The sequence below is a fragment of the Pseudomonas sp. REB1044 genome, from assembly GCF_038813925.1.
In the GTDB taxonomy this organism is placed as follows: Bacteria; Pseudomonadota; Gammaproteobacteria; order Pseudomonadales; family Pseudomonadaceae; genus Aquipseudomonas; species Aquipseudomonas boreofloridensis.
Genome location: NZ_CP046139.1, coordinates 2,685,858 through 2,706,622, shown reverse-complemented (window position 1 = coordinate 2,706,622; position 20,765 = coordinate 2,685,858). Strand labels below are relative to the sequence as shown.

The 20,765-nt window shown below is 60.8% G+C and carries 14 protein-coding genes and 4 pseudogenes; 5 read left to right on the top strand and 13 right to left on the bottom strand.

Annotation, left to right across the window (positions count from 1 at the left end; all coding sequences use genetic code 11):
* Window positions 1-190: 190 nt before the first annotated feature.
* Window positions 191-1,266: pseudogene (gene hppD / locus GKC70_RS12325) on the top strand (4-hydroxyphenylpyruvate dioxygenase).
* 14 nt (window positions 1,267-1,280) lie between these two features.
* On the opposite strand, the gene GKC70_RS12320 reads toward hppD, so the two are convergent.
* Complete coding sequence (locus GKC70_RS12320; RefSeq protein WP_342648798.1) at window positions 1,281-2,057, bottom strand: CSS-motif domain-containing protein; 777 nt, start codon at window positions 2,055-2,057, stop codon at window positions 1,281-1,283.
* A gap of 321 nt (window positions 2,058-2,378) precedes the next feature.
* On the opposite strand from GKC70_RS12320, the gene GKC70_RS12315 reads away from it, so the two are divergent.
* Window positions 2,379-4,445 (top strand): ATP-binding protein, encoded by a 2,067-nt coding sequence (locus GKC70_RS12315; protein ID WP_342648797.1) that lies wholly within the window; start codon window positions 2,379-2,381, stop codon window positions 4,443-4,445.
* A 6-nt stretch (window positions 4,446-4,451) separates the two neighbouring features.
* Here the strand turns inward: GKC70_RS12315 and GKC70_RS12310 are convergent, their stop codons facing one another.
* Together GKC70_RS12310 and GKC70_RS12305 are read right to left on the bottom strand one after the other, a co-directional pair.
* Window positions 4,452-6,032 (bottom strand): response regulator, encoded by a 1,581-nt coding sequence (locus tag GKC70_RS12310; RefSeq protein ID WP_342648796.1) that lies wholly within the window; start codon window positions 6,030-6,032, stop codon window positions 4,452-4,454.
* A gap of 109 nt (window positions 6,033-6,141) precedes the next feature.
* The gene (locus tag GKC70_RS12305) at window positions 6,142-7,200 is read right to left on the bottom strand and encodes a tetratricopeptide repeat protein (RefSeq protein WP_342648795.1); all 1,059 of its coding nucleotides are present in this window, start codon (window positions 7,198-7,200) and stop codon (window positions 6,142-6,144) included.
* A gap of 205 nt (window positions 7,201-7,405) precedes the next feature.
* On the opposite strand from GKC70_RS12305, the gene GKC70_RS12300 reads away from it, so the two are divergent.
* Both GKC70_RS12300 and GKC70_RS12295 read left to right on the top strand, forming a co-directional pair.
* Complete coding sequence (locus GKC70_RS12300; RefSeq protein WP_342648794.1) at window positions 7,406-8,293, top strand: pirin family protein; 888 nt, start codon at window positions 7,406-7,408, stop codon at window positions 8,291-8,293.
* Between the two features lie 217 nt (window positions 8,294-8,510).
* Window positions 8,511-8,786, top strand: coding sequence for a DUF1652 domain-containing protein (locus GKC70_RS12295; RefSeq protein ID WP_342648793.1), 276 nt, complete (start codon window positions 8,511-8,513; stop codon window positions 8,784-8,786).
* Window positions 8,787-8,862: 76 nt separating this feature from the next.
* Here GKC70_RS12295 and GKC70_RS12290 read toward each other — a convergent pair whose 3' ends face one another.
* The 5 genes and pseudogenes from GKC70_RS12290 to GKC70_RS12270 form a co-directional block, all read right to left on the bottom strand.
* A complete protein-coding gene (locus GKC70_RS12290) occupies window positions 8,863-9,699 on the bottom strand; it encodes a bifunctional allantoicase/(S)-ureidoglycine aminohydrolase (RefSeq protein WP_317870398.1) in 837 nt (278 codons plus the stop codon).
* A gap of 155 nt (window positions 9,700-9,854) precedes the next feature.
* Window positions 9,855-10,507 (bottom strand): annotated as a pseudogene (locus GKC70_RS12285) (sel1 repeat family protein).
* A 204-nt stretch (window positions 10,508-10,711) separates the two neighbouring features.
* Entirely contained in the window at window positions 10,712-11,749 is a 1,038-nt protein-coding gene (locus GKC70_RS12280; protein WP_342651514.1) for a hypothetical protein, read from the bottom strand.
* A gap of 70 nt (window positions 11,750-11,819) precedes the next feature.
* On the bottom strand, window positions 11,820-12,458 hold the full coding sequence (locus GKC70_RS12275; RefSeq protein WP_342648792.1) for a LysE family transporter: 639 nt from the start codon (window positions 12,456-12,458) through the stop codon (window positions 11,820-11,822).
* Between the two features lie 2 nt (window positions 12,459-12,460).
* Window positions 12,461-13,237: a YqcI/YcgG family protein gene (locus GKC70_RS12270; protein WP_342648791.1), complete on the bottom strand. Its 777-nt coding sequence runs from the start codon at window positions 13,235-13,237 to the stop codon at window positions 12,461-12,463.
* A 162-nt stretch (window positions 13,238-13,399) separates the two neighbouring features.
* Here GKC70_RS12270 and GKC70_RS12265 point away from each other — a divergent pair.
* Window positions 13,400-14,319 (top strand): annotated as a pseudogene (locus tag GKC70_RS12265) (LysR substrate-binding domain-containing protein).
* A 26-nt stretch (window positions 14,320-14,345) separates the two neighbouring features.
* Here GKC70_RS12265 and GKC70_RS12260 read toward each other — a convergent pair.
* The 5 genes and pseudogenes from GKC70_RS12260 to mrdA all read right to left on the bottom strand — a co-directional run bounded on the left by GKC70_RS12260 (window position 14,346) and on the right by mrdA (window position 20,561).
* On the bottom strand, window positions 14,346-14,810 hold the full coding sequence (locus GKC70_RS12260) for a DUF1348 family protein (protein ID WP_039577673.1): 465 nt from the start codon (window positions 14,808-14,810) through the stop codon (window positions 14,346-14,348).
* A 142-nt stretch (window positions 14,811-14,952) separates the two neighbouring features.
* Window positions 14,953-16,134, bottom strand: coding sequence for an MFS transporter (locus GKC70_RS12255; RefSeq protein WP_342648790.1), 1,182 nt, complete (start codon window positions 16,132-16,134; stop codon window positions 14,953-14,955).
* A gap of 75 nt (window positions 16,135-16,209) precedes the next feature.
* Window positions 16,210-17,012, bottom strand: a pseudogene (gene dkgB / locus GKC70_RS12250) (2,5-didehydrogluconate reductase DkgB).
* Between the two features lie 171 nt (window positions 17,013-17,183).
* Window positions 17,184-18,536 carry a pyoverdine-tailoring dipeptidase-like protein PvdM gene (pvdM, locus tag GKC70_RS12245; protein ID WP_342648789.1) on the bottom strand — a complete coding sequence of 451 codons (1,353 nt, stop codon included), beginning with the start codon at window positions 18,534-18,536 and terminating at the stop codon, window positions 17,184-17,186.
* Window positions 18,537-18,665: 129 nt separating this feature from the next.
* A complete protein-coding gene (gene mrdA / locus GKC70_RS12240; protein WP_342648788.1) occupies window positions 18,666-20,561 on the bottom strand; it encodes a penicillin-binding protein 2 in 1,896 nt (631 codons plus the stop codon).
* Between the last annotated feature and the right edge of the window lie 204 nt (window positions 20,562-20,765).

Sequence of the window (20,765 nt, the reverse complement as noted above, 5' to 3'; positions counted from 1 at the left end):
ACAAGAATAAGGTTTCCCGTTTTGGGAACCGACCCAGCCGAGAACATTGATATGGCGTATCACGGGTTCAAGCTCCTCATCGGTGATTTTCTCGCCCGCAGCGTCAGGGGAATTCCCTGCTCGCCGCCTGTCCTGTCTGACATCCCACGCATTCGAGCATATTCATTCTGTTACAGCTGAGGATAACGACATGGCAGATCTTTTCGAAAACCCGATGGGCCTGATGGGCTTCGAGTTCATCGAGTTCGCTTCCCCCGCCCTGGCGTTCTTGAGCCCGTGTTCCAAGCATTGGGCTTCACCAAGGTGGCTACCCACCGTTCCAAAGAGGTGCACCTGTACCGCCAGGGCGGCATCAATCTGATTCTCAACAATGAGCCCAAGAGCATCGCGGCGTACTTCGCTGCCGAGCATGGCCCGTCGGTATGCGGCATGGCGTTTCGCGTGCGCAACGCGCACGACGCTTACGCTAGAGCGTTGGAGCTCGGCGCGCAGCCGGTTGAGATCGAAACCGGTCCCATGGAGTTGCGCCTACCGGCGATCAAGGGTATCGGTGGTGCACCGCTGTACCTGATCGACCGCTTCGAAGAGGGCAGCTCGATCTACGATATCGACTTCAACTTCATCGAGGGTGTCGATCGTAATCCGGTTGGGGCGGGACTGCAGGTGATCGATCACTTGACTCACAATGTCTATCGCGGGCGCATGGCCTATTGGGCCGGTTTTTACGAAAAGCTGTTCAATTTCCGGGAAATTCGCTACTTCGACATCAAAGGCGAGTACACCGGCCTCACTTCCAAGGCCATGACCGCACCTGATGGTATGATTCGCATTCCGCTCAACGAGGAGTCCTCTAAGGGCTCCGGACAGATTGAGGAATTCCTCATGCAGTTCAACGGAGAGGGCATTCAGCATGTTGCCTTCCTCACCGACGATCTGCTCAAAACATGGGATGCCCTGAAAAGTATTGGCATGCGCTTCATGACGCCGCCTCCCCAGACTTACTACGAAATGCTCGAGGAGCGTCTTCCAGGGCATGGCGAACCGGTCGATCAACTCAAAGCTCGAGGTATTCTCCTCGACGGCGCATCGGTATCGGGGGATAAGCGCCTGTTGCTCCAGATTTTCTCCGAAACCCTGATGGGGCCCGTGTTCTTCGAGTTCATCCAGCGCAAGGGAGATGATGGTTTCGGAGAAGGAAACTTCAAAGCGCTCTTTGAATCCATTGAGCGTGATCAGGTTCGTCGAGGCGTGCTGAGCGCCGAGTGATCACACGTGTCGGGTCAAGCCGCCGGTCGCCGACTGGCGGTTTTACCGTCGATGTTGACCCTTCGATTACGCAGGCTCCAGATCACGACGGCAGAAGTGAGTGCACTGATCAGCACCAGTGAGGGGAGCACGCTGTTTCTTGCCTGGCGTGCTTCTGCGGCAGTAAAGCCCTGCGGATAGCCGACTTTTATTCGGTATCCGTACTTCTTGGAAACACCGCCTTCCAAGAACTCCGACATTGAGGGGCGTATTTGCTCACGGCTGTCGCCCTCTGTCCAAATGTACTGATCGCCGACTTCAACGATCAGACGCAGGCCATTTTTGAAGGCGCGTAGTTCGTTGCGTATTTCCAGTCCATAGGTTGTGGCGACGACTGAGCGGTCGCCGTTGACCAAGCGATAGGCGACCAGTGCGCCATCGGGTATCGCGGTCGAATCGAAGATCAACCGGAGGCTCTGGTCCGGGGCAAAATCGGGAAGTTCCATGGTCTCCATGCTGCGGCATATTCGCCCCGCGCCCTGATTGACGATCAGCGATTGCAGTCTAGGGTTACCTGCGACCTGGGCGGCGAGTCTGTTCTGAATGTCCTGGCAGGGTCTTGTCCCTGACGGCAGGGCGAGTACTGCTGCGGCGCGCAGACCATCGAACAGACGGTCGAACGTGAACAATGCTTCGTCTACGGCGATCTTTGCGCTTTGCTCCAAGCGTTTGTTCAATTGATAGTCCATGACGAGCAGCCCAGAGATCAGTGGCGCAGCACCGATCAGCAGTGCGATCGCCAGAGCGACCATGCGACGGCTTTGATGCTTTGGATGCCTTGATATGCTCATTGATTTCCTAATCCGATAGTGGAGGACTCCAAGAGCCTAAGGCTGTGTCTGGGGCCACGCTGTAGGTCATATCTGTAGCGTATGAAGCAAGGCATGCTCAATGCGTGGGATTGATTACGCCTACACCCCGAGCCAACGGTGGACGCGCGCCTGCCAGGCGGCGCTGGCGATCTATGTGCTAGGCTCAAAACCACCTCAATACTGCCCAGGAGTTGCCATGGACCCGGAAACTCTGCTCCGCTACCACATCTTGATCGTCATGCTAGAACGGGAGTCTGTTCCGTGAACGCTGGCAAAACGGCTCGGATGGGTGCTACACAGGTGATTCACCTACCGGCAGCTTCCTGTTCTGCACAAATGGCGGGCGAACACATCACGCGTTTCGACTGGGGGCCGACACCGCTCGGTGCCTTGACGCAATGGCCGCCGTCACTGCGAGTGGCAGTGGATATCATGCTTTTGTCGCCATTTCCGTGTGCATTGGTATGGGGTCGAGCGCTCACCCTGATACCTAACCGCAGCTACATGGCGCTTCTGCCCGGTGTCAAGCAATCAATCGGCATGCGCTTTGATCTCTTGTGGCACGAGGAGTGGCCGCGTATCGGCCCCTGGGTCTTCCAGGCACTGGAGGGGCGTGCGAATTTCATTGATGCACCCATTCAGTTGAACAGCCATGAACATGATGGCCCTGCCTGGTTCGCCTTTGGCTACGCTCCACTGCGTGACGAGCAAGGTGCAGTGGCGGGGCTCCTGCACACGGCGATCGACAACACCGCCAGCATGGAGCAGGTCAGGCAGTGGCGCGAGCAGGCGCAGGGTTTCGAGCATCAGGTGGGGCAATATCTGCCCAGCAGCGACCATCTTTGGCGAATGGCGCGCGATGCGATGGTCGTCGTCAGCCGTGAGCTTACGCTTCTGGCTGCGAATGAAGCCTGGCAACGGGTACTGGGATGGGACGTGCAGGGCATGGATACCGTTGCCCTGGTGGACCTGGTTCATCCCGGTGATCGCGCGGAGGTCAGGTTGGCCATCACCGACTTGCTACAGGGAAAGGCGGTCCATGAAGTCGAGTCCCGGCTCAAGCACAGAGATGGGCATTATTGCTGGATGTGCTGGAGCGCCCGCTCACAAGGCGACGTTTTGGTGGCAGTTGGGCGTGATATCACCCAGGAGCGCTCCAGTATCGTACGCGAGGCCGAAGGCCTGCTCCGTGACAATCAGCGCATGGAAATCGTGGGCCAACTGGCGGGTGGAATGGCCCACGAAATGAACAATCTGCTGGCCGGCGTCGGAGGGAGCTTGGAGCTGCTCCAGCGACGGATGGGCCAAGGTCGAATGGAGCGCATCGACGAGTACGTCCACGTCGCGCGCGACTCGGTGCAGCGTGCCATGGCCCTTACGCACCGGCTGCTGGCCTTTGCCCGAAGCCAGCCGTTGCAGCCGCGCCCGGTGAACGTCAATACCCTGTTGCTGGAATTGAAACCGCTCGTGCATCAGGCGCTAGGCCCGGATTTCGAAGTTCACTGGCAACTGGATGTTGCGCCCTGGCCAATACGGGTGGACTGTGCCCAGTTGGAGATCGCCATGCTGCATTTGTGCAGCAACGCGCGGGATGCGGCGGCTGAGCAGGGCGTGCTGACCGTTCGCACGTCGAACGAGCGCTTGCCGGCTAGGACGCTGCATGGAGAAAACATACCGGCCGGAGACTATGTCGCCATTCTTGTCAAAGACGGGGGTACCGGCATGCCGGCAGAGATCCTCAGCCGCGCGTTCGAGCCGTTTTTCACCACCAAACCGAAAGGTCGGGGCTCTGGGCTGGGGCTTGCGATGGTTTACGGGTTCGTCCACCAGTCAGGCGGTCATGTGTGGATCGAGTCCAGTCCCAGTGACGGTACCGTAGTGACTTTGCTATTTGCCCGGTATCCGGGTGATTTACCGGCCAGCGACTCCGATATACGCGCTTGTGAACGCAAGCTTGGGAACGGCGAACGGATACTGTTGGTCGACGATCAGCTCAATCTCAGGGCATTGATGCGAGAGGTGCTGGTAGATAACGGTTTCGAGGTGCACGAGGCGGGTGACGCGGCGCAGGCATTGGCGTGCTATGAGCAGGACGGCCCCTACGACTTGGTCATTACCGATATAGGCCTGCCGGGAGGCATGAGTGGGCGGCAGGTTGGCAAGGCGATCCGCCAGATCAGGGCAACGCAAAAAATGCTGTTCATTACCGGCTACACCGAGCACCCGCTGGAGCGCAGTCTGCTTGGAAAACCGGGTACTGCATTGATGCTCAAGCCGTTTTCGCTGGAAAACCTAATCGGCAAGGTCTACCAGATGCTGGATGAATAGCCTGTTTCAGTGCTCAGCGAGCATCTCGAGGATCTGATCACGAAGATGCTGCAGTTCGAATGGTTTGCACATCAGATGCATTCCCGGATCGAGAAAATCATCTCGAGAAACGGCGGTCTCTGCATAGCCGGTGATCAGCAAGATCGGCAGGCCTGGGCGTAGCGTCCGCGCGATTTCTGCCAATTGGCGGCCGCTCATCCCCGGCAGCCCAACATCGCTGAGCAGCAGGGACACCTGAGTGCCGGAGCCAAGCATCTGCAGCGCTTGTGTGGCGTCCTGGGCCGTCAGGCAAGAAAGCCCGTCTTCGGTCAAGGACTGATAGAGCAATGCGCGGACATCGCGATCATCTTCGACGATCAGTATGGGTCCCTCGGTGCTGCCAGGGCGACGGAGCAATGTGGCGGGAGCGGGGGCTGCCAGGCTCCGAGGCAGGTACAGATCGATTTGAGCGCCATGGCCTACTCGGCTGCGCAGGGTGACATATCCATGGGATTGCCGGCTGAACCCATACACCATCGACAAGCCCAGACCTATTCCTTGGCCAACAGGTTTAGTACTGAAAAACGGTTCGAACGCATGATCGAGGGTGATCTGTGACATGCCTTGGCCGGTGTCGATGACGCTCAAGCGGACGTAATCGCCGGTACTCAGACCGCTTTGCGGAAAACACAGCGCATCGATATGCTCGTTGCACGCCTGGACACTAAGCTTGCCACCATTGGGCATGGCCTCACAGGCGTTGCATAACAGGCTGTCCAACGATTCCTGCAACTGTTGAGCGTCTGCTTGTAGGGCCCATAAATCCTCCGGCACGTTCAGCACAAGCTGAACGCACTCGGGCACGATTGCACGCAGTCGCTGAGGATCAAGCAGCGTCTTAAGCTCGAGTGTTTGCTTCTGCAACGATTGGCGAGAGGAAAATGCCAACAACTTGTGTGTCAGCTTGGCGCCGCGCGCCACTGAGTCACGACCCATACGCACAACCTTGTCCAGGTCTTCGAGGCGGCCCTTTTGTAATCGTCGCTCGATGAGTTCGAAACTCCCCCCGATGCTGGTCAGCAAGTTATTGAAATCATGGGCGAAACCACCAGCGAGCTGACCAATTGCATCCATTTTGCGCCTATGCTGAAGCGCACTGTCGTCGCGGGCTGTATAGGTATCGAGCTGATCGGTCAGTTCGCGCAGGGCTTCACGGGCGAGGTACTGACGCTTTCGGGTACGCATTGCTTGTCCAGCCAAGCTCAGTAACTGTGACTCATTCAACGGGTAATCTAAGCAAGACAGATTGCCAAGGCTCTGAACTCGCGCAGAGTCGCCGCCTGTCTTCATCATCAAAATGGGCAAGTCAGACCATTTCGGCTGGGCATCGACAAACTGCTGTAGAGCGCATTGCGGGTCAGTAGACAACACCTGTTCATCCACCAATACCAGCGCAGCCCCTTCAGTGAGCCAAACCCCCAGGCGCTGGTTGTCGGCAGTGCACAGGCATGTGATGCCACCGCCTGAAAGCATCTTCGAGGCCTTTGCGGCAACGTGCTGTGGCGCCAGAATGAGCGCCCTTTCGTCGTAGGGCAGTGAACCTGACAAGACCAATCTCCCGAGTATGGGGCGGCCTGATGCGATAGGGCATTCAGCGAGCCGATACTCACTGGACCGCCTGTTTTCCGTCAGGGTTCAAAGTGCTTCTAAGAAAGGGCTACAAGCCCTGCTGCAGGTAGGGATCGTCGGGATTTTGCCGCTCAAGTTCGGCGAGCAATACCTGAACGTTCTGCAATTGCCCAGTCTCTTTCCAGTAGCGGATCAGTTGCACCCGCGCACGGCGATTGGCGGGTTGGCGATCCAGCAGGTTTTCCAGCTGCTTTTGCGCGGCCTCTACCTGTTCAAGGTCATGCAGGGTAATGGCCAAGGTGTAGCGGTAGTCGGCGTTGTCAGGTTCGATTTCGACTGCGCGCGATAGGGCAAGCAGGGCGTACTCGCGTTGTCCGTGGCGTAACAGCCAGAGACCGAGCTCATACTGCAGAAATGCGGAGTCTGGACGCAGTGCCAACGCCTGTGCGAGTACTTCGCGGGACGCATCGTGCCGGTCCATGGCCTCTAGCAGTCGCACCTGGGTTGCCAATGCGTCCGGATCTTGCGGCGCCAATCTCAGGCTGCGGGCGAGGGCGGCTTCGGCACTTGGGAAGTCTCGCTCGTGCAAGTACAGCCGCGCCAGATGGGTCTGGGCCTGGGCATCGTCTGGCTGTTGCTCGAGGGCTTGCTGGTACTGCTCGAGCGCTGATTGCAAAGGGCGGAAATACAGGCCGATGGCGTCCGGATCCAGGCCCATCAACACGTCTACGGCGGCGAAGCGCACGCTTTGCTCTTCATCTTCGAGCAACGGCCCCAGCACCAGGCTGCGCTGGGCTGGTGGCAACAGGCGTCGAATGCTGGCAATGGCTGCGCGCCGAACCAAAGGATCACCGTGCTCAAGGTCCTGCTTGGCCAGCTTGAGCGCTTGGGGGGAAGGGTAATTGGGTAACTCGTTGTACAGCGCAGCCCGACGGATCGGGGTGAGATCGTCCCGCTGGAGTTGCTGATAGAGCACACGAGCGGCGCCTGGCAGTCCGGCATGGGCCTGCCGTAACGCTTTGGCGTAGCGTTCGACAGGTGGGCCGGGAGGCGAGGATGCGGGAGTTCGCCACACGACAAGGATGGCCGCGGCCAGAACCGCCAGCGCGAGCGGCAGCGCGATCAGGTAACGGTGACGGATGGACATCAGCTGTTCCGTGAACTCGGGAGTGCAGAGCTTGGGACAGGTGGAGGTCAATTGCAACGGTGTCGCGGCTCGAGCTCGCGATCGATATGGGAAACACTTTCACGCCCATTGTCCTGCTGATAGGACTAATAAAGCTGCTTTGAGCGGCTAATTACCCATTGCCTGGGTTGGTAGACTGATCCGCAGCCAAATGAGGAGTTTTCCCATGAAACAGGTTCTGAGTGTGCAACGAAGCCCACAGCCGCACTGGGTAGGCAATGGCTTTCCCGTGCGCAGCCTTTTTACCTACGATCGGCAGGCAGCGCATGTCAGCCCCTTTCTTCTGCTCGATTACGCCGGTCCCCACGTCTTTGCCCCCACGCAGGCGCGTCGCGGTGTCGGGCAGCATCCGCACCGCGGCTTTGAGACCGTCACCATCGTCTACCAAGGCGAGGTCGAGCACCGCGACTCTACGGGCGCTGGCGGGCTGATCGGCCCGGGCGACGTGCAGTGGATGACCGCGGCGGATGGGATCATTCATGAAGAGTTTCATTCACCGGCGTTCGCTCGACAGGGCGGCACGCTGGAAATGGTTCAGTTATGGGTCAATCTGCCCGCCCGCGACAAGCAGGCAGCGCCTGGCTATCAGACATTGCTCGACCGAGACATTCCCCGCGTATCGCTGGCGCACGGCGCCGGTAGTCTGCGCGTGATTGCCGGCGAGTATGAAGGGTACAGCGGCCCGGCGCGGACGTTCACCGCCATGGATGTATGGGATATCCGTCTTGATGCAGGCGCTTCCCTGCAGTTGCCGATCAGCAGCGGACGCAACGCTGCACTGGTCGTGTTACACGGTGCGCTAACCGTCAACGATTCACAGCGAGCCGCCGACGGCGAGCTTGTGCTGCTCACACGTGAGGGCGAAAACGTTCGTGTGGCGGCGCAGCAGGATGTTTCGCTATTGCTGCTCAGTGGTGAACCCATTGACGAACCCATCGTTGGCTATGGGCCGTTCGTGATGAATACGCAAGCCCAGATCGCCGAAGCATTCGACGATTTTCACGCTGGGCGCTTCGGCAAGATACCCGCATCGACATCGGCGCCGGAACGGTGAACTGAATCCTGTTCGGCCGTCCGTCACCTGTCCAGGAAGAATGCTCGAACTAACAGGGTCGCGTGAGGCTCATCCGTTAAGGCGTAGCGTGTGATTCGCGCGGCTCAATTAGCCGCCTTGATAATCACGTGTTAGCTCACAGGCAATATCCATTAGCAAAGGACAGGTAGATGGCGTAATCCCTCATCTAGCCATCCACCGTTTTGAGGGTCTGACAATGTCTCTGATTGGCGTTTCGATGCTGGAAATGCGTCAACTGATCGAGCAAGCCTGCCTGCCAGACCGGTGCGAGGTCAGTAGTCGCGATGGCGTGAGCTTGACCATCCGGCTTGGCACGGGCTCAAGCCTTGCCGACTGCGTGACAATGACCGACGTGCGACTGGACAGCCTGAACAGCTCTCGCGATCTGATTGGCCTGCTTGGAAAGCTCAAGGAAGGGCAGCGTCTGGGGCGCCTAGCGCCGCAAAAGGCGTCGCCTCGTTTACGGGCCTGACTCTGGGCGGATGCGTGTGGGGTTGGTGCACACTCAACCCCACTCAAGATGATCGGCCGCAAATGGGATCAGTGCGTCAACGCTGCGGGTTCAGCGTCAGGTGCACATGACGGTTCACGTCCTTGTACAACAGGTAGCTGAACGGACCTGGACCGCCGGAGTAGCAGGCCTGTGGGCAGAAGGCGCGTAGCCACATGAAGTCGCCGGCTTCGACCTCTACCCAGTCTTGGTTCAGGCGATACACCGCTTTACCTTCCAGCACATACAAACCGTGCTCCATCACGTGGGTTTCGGCGAACGGAATCACGCCGCCGGGTTGGAACGTGACGATGTTGACGTGCATGTCATGACGCATGTCAGCCATGTCGACGAAGCGCGTAGTCACCCAGCGGCCCTCAGTTCCTGGCATTTCGATGACGGTCGCGTTGTCACGGTGGGTGACGAAGGATTCAGGCGCGGCTAGGCCCTCAACCTTTTGATAGTGCTTGCGCAGCCAATGGAAGGTGACGTTGGCCTTGCTGTTGTTACGTAGGCTCCAGTCAGCACCGGGGGCGAGAAACGCGTAGCCACCGGGCACCAAGGTATGGTGTTTGCCTTCGACGGTGATGTCGATTTCGCCTTCAACGACAAACACCACCGCTTCGGCATTGGGGTCCAGCTCGGGCCGCTCGCTGCCGCCTTCAGGGGCGACTTCGACAATGTACTGGGAGAAGGTTTCGGCAAAGCCGGTCAGCGGTCGGGCAATGACCCACATGCGCATCTTGTCCCAGAACGGCAGATGGCTGGTGACGATGTCACGCATCACACCCTTTGGGATGACGGCATAGGCTTCGGTGAACATGGCACGGTCAGTCAGCAACTCGGTCTGAGCCGGGTGCCCTCCGTGAGGGGCGAAGTAGGAGTGATTCGACATGGACGGTCTCGATTTGTTGTTCTGCCCCGTGCCGTAAGCCGCACCGTCCGGTGCGCCGCAGGGGATGCGAGGCCAGCATAGGGCGCGTCCGAGGCTATCCACAAATTAAATGTTGGAATAATCGGCATTCATCTTTCAAATGCAATTTCCGCTTCTCAGCGATTGCTGGTCAGACGCTGTTGAGCGGCCACGCATCCGTTGATCTCCACGGCTTTCTGCAGCATGGCCTGACTGCGTTGTGGGTCGAGCTCGCCAAGCAACCGGTAGACTTCTGCCTGGTAGTCACGTTGACGTCCCCACTGCAGCTCCAGTCCCTGCGGGCGGTTGCGGTTGCATGCCAGGCGCGGGCGGGTTGAGGATAGTAGGGGGCATAAAGGGTGGCCATGCCTGCAATGGCCTCCAGAGCGTCTTGGTAGGCAGGGCTGGTACTGAACGCAGGGCACCAGTTGGCAATGGCCGTGGCCGGTGGAGCGAAGCCCTGCCGAAGGCTGGATTCGAGCAAAGGGCAAGCCGCCTCGGCGATTTTTCCGGCTGGCAGGTAGGTCATGTAATACAACGCCAAGCGGTACTGGGCAACCGGATGACCCAGTTCGACTGACTTCTCCAGCAGTGCGACCGCGCTCGGTAGCGTGCGCGCCATGGCCTGGCCCTGCCGGCTGAGCTCTGGGTCGCGCAGGTCGACAGTGCGCAGCGGACTGGCGCTGTCATTTTCTGCGTCGGCCTGCTCCAGCAATGGTAAGGCCTGGCGGTAGAGAAGATCGGCGTGAGGGTCGATGCGCACTTCAAGCGCCAAGGCCGCAACCGGCATCAGCGTTGCGAGCAGTCCCGAGAAAAAGACAGCTCGACTCACAAGTACGCCTCGCGGGTAAGCGCGGGGCACTGGAGCAGGACCAGCGCGGAATTCAGTGCTTGGGAGTTCATGGCGAGTACGCGTTTGCCTCGAGCGACCGGGAGCGGTGACGGGCTATTCTAGCCATCACCGGGTGCTTGTCGAAAGGGCCGCGAACAGCAATCAGACGAGCTTGAAGGGCGAAGCCTTGCGGCTGGCGTATTTTTCCTGCGCCAAGCCGAGCTTGGCGGTGATGACTTTGGCGAGTGCATTGTTGCCGAGGTCGTTGAGATGCAGACGGTCGATGAACAGATCCTGGCCGAATACGGGTGAGCTGCTGAGCATGCCATTCATGTCATAGCAAGGCACTGGCTCCGCCTGGCTTTTTATCCGCCGGAAAAAGATCGAATGCAGATGATCGTCGTACACGCCGTCCAGCAACCGATCGTAATGGTCCGACCGTTGGAGCAGCAGCTTCAGCATTGCCTGTTCTCCAGGCGGTAGTTTTTCTCTGCACCATGGAAGCAGCGGCTGCAGGATGAAGGTCAGCGAGGTATGGCTGTCAGCGAGCAAGCGATCCCATTGCAGCAACGTGCGGCCAATGCGATCGGCGGCGCGGATCAAGCGCTTTTCAGGTGACGATAATACTGGTGGCGGTAAGGGCTGCTGACGGCGCCGGAAAAGGCGCTGCAGCCAATGCGGCCACGGCGAGAGGTGTGTCGTCGCCTGCTGTGGCTGCGCATCTGAGGTTCGGTGTTCGGGCGCATCGACACGCATAGTCGCTTGCTGATCGTCAGCAAGCATTTCGCACATGCCCTCGTGTGCCAGCGTATTGAGTCCGCTCAGGATCACCACATGACCGATCCGCCCCAGTCGATGTTGGTGGCTCAGGAACAGCAGTAACTCCTGGGTGGCGTCGAGCCCGCAACCTGCCAGACTCAGCCACACCTCGCCAGTCAGCAGGGCCAGGCAGGAGGCCACCGTCTGCTGGTCAGAACTCGCGCCGATTCCCAATGCGGTCGAGCCGCCCACCAGCAGGTTGACGCGTGCCGAGCCGCCACGCTCGGCCAGGGAATAGCGCTTGCCGCCGAGGTGACTGTAGCGCAAGCCCAGCGCATCGGTATTGATGATGTCCGAGCGATAGCCTCGCTCATGAACGTAGAGCGTGAGCGGAGCACGGCGTCCGCCCAGCAGCAGGAAGCGCTGATAGTCTTCGCGCATCGCCTGGACGCAGTTCATCTCCAGAGTGTGGTCGATCGGTGCCATAGGCGCTCCTATGGGCCGGGCCTGTTCAGCCGGCCAGCTCCCTGAGGTTGTACAGCAGACCGCCTGCTGCAATCAGCAGCAGCGCGATGCCTGAGGCCAGGCTGATCATCCGATTGCTGCGCTGCGAGGCGATCTTGCCGATCGCGAAGATGTACAGGCTCAGCACGGCAAAATCGATGGCAATCCACAGCAGCGACAGCACCACCATGCTTTTTCCGAACGACTCGGTGATCTGGATGAACTGCGGAAAGAAGGCAATGAAGAAGATGATGTCCTTCGGGTTGGAGATGCCGACCATGAAACCCTGCAATAACCCGCCGCGGCCTCCACCCGTCGCCATCGCGCTCTGTTCGGCAGCAGCGGAGCTCGCTGGGGTCTTGAGGGCCTCGCGCAAGGTGCCCGAGGCGATGTAGCCGATGAACAGGCAGCCCAGCAGGCTCATGCCGCTGAGCCAGGCCTTGTCGATGGCCGCGCTGGTCATGATGATCCAGGCGGCGGCGCCAATCAGTACCAGCGATGCCCAATTGGTGCCTACTGCCGTGAACAGTGCCTTGCGTGCGCCTGCCGCGGCGGCGGTGTTGACGACCAACGCCACTACTGGGCCAGGGGTGGCGATCAGCAGCAAGACGGTCAAGGCATAGGTGGCGGTCAATGCGGTATTCACGTTCAGTTCTCGATCTTATGTTCGATAGGGGTGCCAGGATTGAAAGGGCAGCGCGCGGGGTTGAGTGAGCCGGTTTCCTGGAGTTGGTACTGCGTCCATTCGTAGTTGTCGGGCTCGCCGAAGAACCCCAGGCTCTGGGGCGCTCGCCCATCGTTGTAGCGCGCGACCCGTTCGCGGATTCGAGCGCGAATCCGTTGCCCGCTCTGGGTCGTGGCGCTGGCCACCTCGTCGAAACTCTCACGCGGATTGATCACGAAAACGATGCTATGGCCCAAGTTGCGGCTTTTCATCTGCCGGTGAGCCGGAAAGCTCATGTTGATGAACAGCGGCATGCTGGCGAAGCAGAACGACCATTGCGTGTCGTGAGGATCGCGTGGCACGTCCTGGGGCCAGGGGTGAGGGTCGCGAGCGTGTACTTGCTGCAGAATCTTCCAAGCAAGCGCCTGCTGTTCTGCCAGGGTGCCGTGTTCGCGGGTTTCGAGAAACACCAGCAGTGGACAGCCGATCCGCTGCTTGAGCGGAATCGGCGCAATGGTCTGTACGTAGTCGGCCAGCCCGCGAGCGATATCGTTGGCCGGATCCTCGGCGCGGGCAAACAGGATATGGCAGGTGCCGGCGGCCACCGCCTTGCGCCCGAACAGGCAGGGAAAGCCAGGATTGGCAAGAATGGCTTTGAAGTGTTGCAACGTGGTGTACGTCCAATGCTGTTTGCTCTGGACATGTTCGTCGGCCAGCTCTAGCGCATCCAGGCGATAGCAGTTTCCATAACCCGTAAACATGTTTTCCCCAGAAGAATGCTATGAAGTGGTTTTTCTGCCTTATCGCGGCGTATTGGCTGAATGTAATTGTTATTTACCTGCATTTTCTGGAAGCAGGACTCGGTTGTAAAACGCCTGGAACTATGAGTAACTATTAGTTTCACTCATGGTTTGGCGGCGAAGATGTCAGAACGGATTCAGGCTTTGCACGCCTTGCGTGCCTTCGAGGTGGCCTCGCGCTACGGATCCTTCACCCGTGCAGCGCAAGAGCTGGCATTGACTCAGGGTGCCGTCAGCCACCACATCAAGACCTTGGAAGCCTTGTTCGGCTGCGACCTGTTCGAGCGCCGAGGCCCCAAGCTGCGCCTCACCGAGCACGGCCGTCTGCTGGCCCAAGAGCTCAAGGTCGGGTTCAAAATCATCGAGAACGCCTGTGCGTTGTTGCGTCAGGACCGCTACGGCCTGCGCTTGAAGGCCGCATCGACCCTCACCGTACGCTGGTTGCTCAGGGCGGTGGACAGCTTCAAGAGGGCCGACGACAGTTGCAGCGTGCAACTCTCCAGCGTGTGGATGGATATCGACACGGTGGATTTCTATTCCGAGCCCTATGACTGCGCCATCCTGCTGGGCAATGGCCGCTTTGCAGCCGACGTCGAAAGCGTGAAGCTGTTCGACGAATGGCTGATCCCGTGTGTCATCCGGACTATCTGAGCGACCCGGCACCGCCCTTGTCGGTGCTGCGCGAATGTGAGTTCCTGCACCCGTCGTCCGACCGCCGCGATTGGCGCCGCTGGCTGGCGCGGGTGGATGCCCCGGACATCAGCATCGACCAAGGCCAGGTGTTCGATACCTTGGACCAGGGCATCTCCGCTGCACAGCAAGGGTTGGGGATTTCAGTGGTCGATCTGGTACTGGCCAGCGCCGACCTTGATGCCGGGCGCCTGATCACCCCGTTCAGGCAGGCGGTGTCGACGGGTGACGGCTATTACATGACTTGGCTCAAAGCCAGCCCCAAGGCCAAGCAGATGGCCAAGTTGCGCGATTTTCTCATCGGTCAGGTGCCGCCTCTGGCATTGAAGGACATCACCTACCTGTATGGCTAATCCGTCCCTGGATCGTGGCACTGAGCTCAGAAGCCGAAATGGCTCAGGCCTGGGTGATCGTCCGGTCGGCGTCCCAGTGGCCAGCGGAATTGGCGGTCTTCTTCGTTGATTGGCATCTCGTTGATGCTGGCGTGGCGATGCTGCATCAGGCCGTCGGGCGCGAACTCCCAATTTTCATTCCCGTAGGCCCGATACCACTGACCGCTGTCGTCGCGGTACTCGTAGGCATAGCGCACCGCGATGCGGTTGTCGGTGAAGGCCCAGAGCTCCTTGATCAGGCGGTAGTCATGCTCGCGGTTCCACTTGCGGGTGAGAAAAGCCTGAGCCTCGTCGCGATTACTGACGAAATCGACCCGATTGCGCCAGCGGGTGTCGAGCGTGTAGGCCAGGGCGACCTTTGCCGGATCGCGGCTGTTCCAGCCGTCTTCAGCCAGGCGGACTTTTTCGATGGCGGTTTCACGGCTGAACGGTGGCAGGGGTGGACGGGACATGGCGAAACTCCTCTGAGTGCAAATCGAGTAGGCGACCTGATGGAGTGAAGCCTAAGCTTTCACGGCTAGCACGAGAGTCCGCCCGCGTGTCAGTTCATCATTTCGCCGGGCGGAACAATCGCCGATTGTTACCTGTGGTGCGTCAGAGCGCTTCGCCCATTTCCCGTCGCGCTACGTGAGTGCGTCCACCCAGCCACACCAGCAGGAGCGCGCTGGCGGCGAGCAATCCACCGGCCATCGGCACGGCCGCATAGCCAAGGTCCAGACTGATCACCGCGCCGCCCAAGGCCGCGCCTAGTGCGTTACCCAGATTGAACGCGCCGACGTTGATCGACGACGCCAGCCCAGGCGCCTCGGCGGCGGCGGTCATGACCCGCATCTGCAGCGGCGGGACGACGGCGAAGGTGAAGACGCCCCACACCAGCAGCGCCAGCGCCGCACCGACGTGAGTGCCGAGCACCAACGGCATCGACAGCATGATCACCGCCAGAATGGCCAGCACGATGCGCGCGGCACCGTCCAGCGACCAGTCGGCCAGGCGCCCGCCAAGGCTGTTGCCCAGGGTGAAGCCCACGCCGATCAGCACCAGCCCGAGGGTGACGAACGCCGCCGAGGCGCCGGTGAGCGCCGTGAGCACTGGCGCGACATAGGTGTACAGCGTGAACATCGCGCCGGCGCCGAGTACGGTGGTGGCCATGGCCAGCAGCACATTGGCACGGCCGATCACCGCCAGCTCCTTGCGCACAGGCGGCACACTGCCGCGTTCACCCTTGGGCAGGGCGTACCACAAGGCGGCGATGGCGATGAGGCCCAGCACGGCGGTGCCGGCGAAAGCCATGCGCCAGCCAATCTGCTGGCCGATCCAGGTGGCAGCCGGCACCCCGCCGATATTGGCGATGGTCAGGCCCATGAACATGCTGGCGATGGCGCTGGCCTGCCGTTCCTTGGGCACTACGCTGGCGGCGACCACCGCGCCGAGGCCGAAGAACGCCCCGTGGTTGAGGCTGGTGATCAGGCGGGAGATCAGCAGGGTGTAGTAATCCGGCGACAATGCCGACAGCAGGTTGCCGACGGTGAAGATGCTCATCAGCAGCATCAGCGCCGCGCGCTTGCCGAAGCGGCTGAACAGCAGGGTCATGATCGGCGCGCCGACCATCACACCGATCGCATAGGCGGTGACCAGCATGCCGGCGCTGGGAATGCTGGCGTTGACGCCTTCGGCAATGACCGGCAGCAGGCCCATTGGGGCGAATTCGGTGGTGCCGATGCCGAAGGCGCCGATAGCCAAGGCAAACAAGACACGTTTGGGATGCAGCACGCTCATCGAGAACTCCAGGTGATGGCGGTGGAACGACAAAGGAGGAGGGCGCCGGTCACGCCGGCGCCGGGTGGTACAGGATCAATCCCAGGCAGGCGCCAGCCCGCCGGGCTGACCTCACGGCCGTTGCGCTCCAGTCCGGCGATGCGCGCCATGTCCTGTTCGTCCAGGCGCAGGTCGCGGGCGAGCAGGTTGCTGGCCAGGTTCTCACGTTTGGTGGAGGAGGGAATGACCGCATAGCCTAGCTGCAAGGCCCAGGCTAGAGCAACTTGAGCGACGCTGGCCTGGTGCTTGCTGGCGATCTCGGCCAGCACCGGATCCTTGAGCACCTTGCCATAGGCCAGGGTCATGTACGAGGTCACGGCGATGCCCTGCTCGCTGAGGAAATCGGCCAATCGACGGTTTTGCAGATAGGGGCTCAGTTCGATTTGGTTAGTGGCGATTTCGCCCTTGCCGACCACCTCGATGGCCTGACGCGTCAGTTCGATGTTGAAATTGGAAATACCGATCTGTCGGGTCAATCCTGCCCGTTTGGCCTCGGCCAGTGCGGTCATGAATTCACGCAGTTCCACGCCGTTGCCCGGTGCCGGCCAATGGATCAGGGTCAGGTCAACCTGGTCGGTGCGCAGTTTGCTCAAGCTTTCGCGCAGGCTGGGGATCAGCTTGTCGGCAGCGTAATTGTGGGTCCAGATCTTGGTGGTCAGGAACAACTGGTCGCGAGCCACGCCACTCTCGGCGATAGCCTGGCCGACATCGGCTTCGTTCTTGTAGATCTGCGCGGTATCGATGGCGCGATAGCCCAGTTGCAGGGCCGTCTTGACCGAGTCGATGACGGTTTGACCGGTCAGGCGATACGTGCCGAGGCCGAAGGCAGGGATAGTCATGCAAGGTGCTCCACGCAAAGGATAATCGAATTCATTCGAGCCGGGAGCAGTGTGAAGGTTGCAGCGCACATGATTAAGCACGCTGCTAGGCAAGCACTTTTGCGTTCAAATCATCAATCCGACCGTCTGGCCTGCCGGGCGCGAAATACACGCCCGGCACGGTGAATGCGATCAGGGCTGCGCCTCCGCCAGCGGGCGTGCGTCGTTCTGCACCTGCTCCCAGACCCGAAGAAAATTGCCGGCCCAGAGCTTGGCGATATCGGTCTCGCTGTAGCCGCGGCTGAGCAGTTCGGCCGTGACGTTGCGGATCTCGCTGACGTCTTTCCAGCCTTCCAGGCCGCCGCCATCGTTGAAGTCCGAACTCAGGCCCACATGGTCGATACCGACCTTCTTGACCGTGTAGTCGATGGCGTCGGCGTACTGCTTGAGCGTCGCCTTGGGCTCTTCTTCGAGAATCGCGTAGAGGCTGCTGGCGTATTCGCCGAAGCGTGATTCGGGCCAGATGGCTATCACTGCATCGCCCGGCATCAACGCGTTGGCCAAGCCTTGCAACGGCTGCAAGTCGAAACGCGCGCGCAGGGCTTCGAGCTTCTCCAATACCGGCTTGCTCAGCGGTTTGAGGTACTGCCCAAAGCCGACGACCTGGATCACGCCGCCGCTGTCCTTGATCAGCTGCATTTCCTTGTCGGACAGGTTGCGCGGAATGTCCACCAGGGCCCGGGGCGCGGAGTGCGAGGCAACGATGGGCGCACGGCTCAGGCGCGCGACCTGCTCCAAAGCCAGGGTGGACATCTGCGACACGTCGATGATCACGCCCAGGTCATTCAGTCGTTTCACCGCCGCTTGGCCCAGCGGCGACAGACCGCCCAGCGCGTCGGCGGTGTCATTGAGAAACGGCAGCGGGCGCGAGGAGTCTGCCCAGTCGTTGTTGCCGGTGTAGCTGAAGCCGAACATGCGCATGCCACGTGCCGTCCACAGGTCAAGTTGCGACAGGTCGTGGCCCAGCGGATAGGCGTTCAGCATACTGATGAAGATCGCGAACTTGCCCTCGCCATTCAGGCGGCGGAAGTCCTCGGGGGTGTAGGCAATGCCGACCTGGTTGGGAAAATCGCGAACCATGCCACTGATGATCTTCCAGCGCACCTCTTGCTGCTGCCTGGCCTCGTCGACGAAGCCAGGCGTCGGGTGGTGAGGTGCATTGGGGCCGTTCCAGATCTCGGGCCAGCCGAAGATGGTCAGCGCGGCGCCGGACAGCCGACCGCGGTTGGCCTTGACCAGGTCGAACTGACCAGGGCCATCCTTGTCGACTTCCTCGCCCGTGCTGCCCAGACTCAGAGGAACGGTGATGTGACTGTCGAACGACAGCATGTGCTCGTGCAGCGCCTCGGCCTGCTCGACGATCTTCGCCGGGTAGCCGGCAGTGCGGTGTTGCCAGTAGAAATAGCCGGCAGCGCTGCCCAGGGCGACCACCAGGGCCAAGGGCAGGCCGATGTACAGGGCTTTGCGGGAACGGGTCTTGGTCATTGCCATCTCGGTGCAGGACTGATCGCAACCGCCCGGCAGGTGCACGACGTGCCGGGACAGGGTTCGGGTATCAGGTGGACGAATGGCGTCGACGCAGATTTACGTGGTAGGTGGTTGTCGGTGCCGGCCTCAGCCGTGTGGCGGAGCGCCCTTGGCGGGAGTGCCGGCGTACTGCGCCTTGAGATGACCCTGATCGTCCAGCAACCAGGCGTCCATGATCTCGCGCACCACGGGCCCGGCGACCCGGCCGCCCGCTTCGCCGTTCTCGATCATCACCGCCACCACGATCGACGGATGATCGGCTGGGGCGAAGCCGACGAACAGGGCGTTATCACGGTGCCGCTCCAAGGTCTTGTCGCGGTTGTAGCGCTCGCCCTGGCGGATCGCGACCACCTGCGCCGTGCCGCTCTTGCCGGCGATCCGGTACTGCGCGCCTGCTGCTGCGGCGCGGGCGATGCCGCGCGGATCGTGCATTACCATCTGCATGCCCTGACTGACCTGGTCCCAGGCGCGCTTGTCGTGCAGCACGATATCGGGCATCGGGTTGGGATCTACCGGCTTCTCGCCGCCCACCGTCATCGCCAGGTGCGGGCGATGCCACACGCCCTTGCTGGCCAGCAGGCTGGTGGCCTGGGCCAGTTGCAGCGGGGTGACCTGCATGTAGCCTTGGCCGATACCCAGAATCAGCGTCTCGCCCGGGAACCAGGCCTGGCGGCGAGTGGCGCGCTTCCACTGCGCCGACGGCATCAGGCCCGGCGCTTCTTCGAACATGTCCAGCGAGACTTTCTGCCCCAGGCCGAACTCGGCCATGTAGTCGTGCAGGCGATCAATGCCCAGCTTGTGCGCCAGGTCATAGAAGTAGGTGTCGTTGGAACGCATGATGGCGGCGTAGAGGTCCACCCAGCCATCGCCACTGCGGTTCCAGTTGCGGTACTTGTGGTCGTAGTTGGGCAGTTCGTAGTAGCCCGGGTCGAATACCCGGCTGCCGGGGGTGATGACGCCGCTGTCCAGTCCGGCGATGGCCACCTCCGGCTTGACCGTCGAGCCGGGCGCATACAGACCACGCAGCACGCGGTTGAACAGCGGCCGGTCGATGGAGTCGCGCAGGGCTGCGTACTGCTTGAAACTGATGCCTTTGACGAAGAGGTTGGGGTCGAAGCTGGGGTTGCTGACCATGGCCAGCACGTCGCCTGTAGCCGGGTCCAGCGCGACCACCGCGCCACGCCGCTCGCCCAGGGCTTTCTCGGCGGCCTGCTGCAGGTGGGCATCGAGGCTCAGCACGATGTCCTTGCCCGGTATCGGATCATGATGGCGCAGCACGCGCATCACCCGGCCCTGGGCATTGGTCTCGACTTCTTCGTAGCCCACGTGGCCGTGCAGCTCGTTCTCGTAGAAGCGCTCCACGCCAGTCTTGCCGATCGACTGGGTACCGCGGTACTCGGTGTTATCGAGGCTCTTGGCTTCTTTTTCGTTGATCCGCCCCACGTAGCCCACCGAATGGGCGAAGTGCTCGGCCAACGGGTATTCGCGGATGAACTGTGGCTCGACTTCCAGCCCTGGCAGGCGGAACTGATTGACCGCGATCTGGGCGATTTGCTCCTCGCTCAGACCGACCATCAGGGTCACCGGCTCGAAGGGCTTGCGCCCCCGCCGCAGGTCCTTGTCGAACTGGGCGCGGTCGTCCTCGGACAGGTTCAGCACCTGGGCCAGGGCATCGAGCACGGCCGGGGTCTGGCCGTTGGTGCGCTCACGGGTCAAGGTCAGGTTGAAGCTGGGTTTGTTGTCGGCCAGCACCACACCGTTGCGGTCGTAGATCAGGCCACGTTCCGGGGGAATCGGCAGCACGTGCACCCGGTTGTTCTCCGAAACGGCCGACTGCTGGTCATGCTGCAACACCTGCAGTACATACAGTCGACCCACCAGAACCGCGACCAGGCTCAGGGTCAGCGCGGCGCACACCAACAGGCGGCGGTTGACCAGGCGTTTTTCGGTTTCGTGGTCCTTGAGGGGGATCGGTTGTGGCATGGGGTCTCGGGTGGCGTATCGGTGAGGGCAGCGGCGCGGGGTTCGCGATGCTACGCAAGGCCGCGACGCGTCTCAACCCAGGCTTGCCCTGCGATCACCGTGCCGCAGGACTGCCGAGCCGCTGTTGAAGGGGTTGTCGAGAACATGAAGATTTATTCATTCGGCCAGAGGAGGCGTGGGTTGCGTCCTGCTTCGACGTCGAGA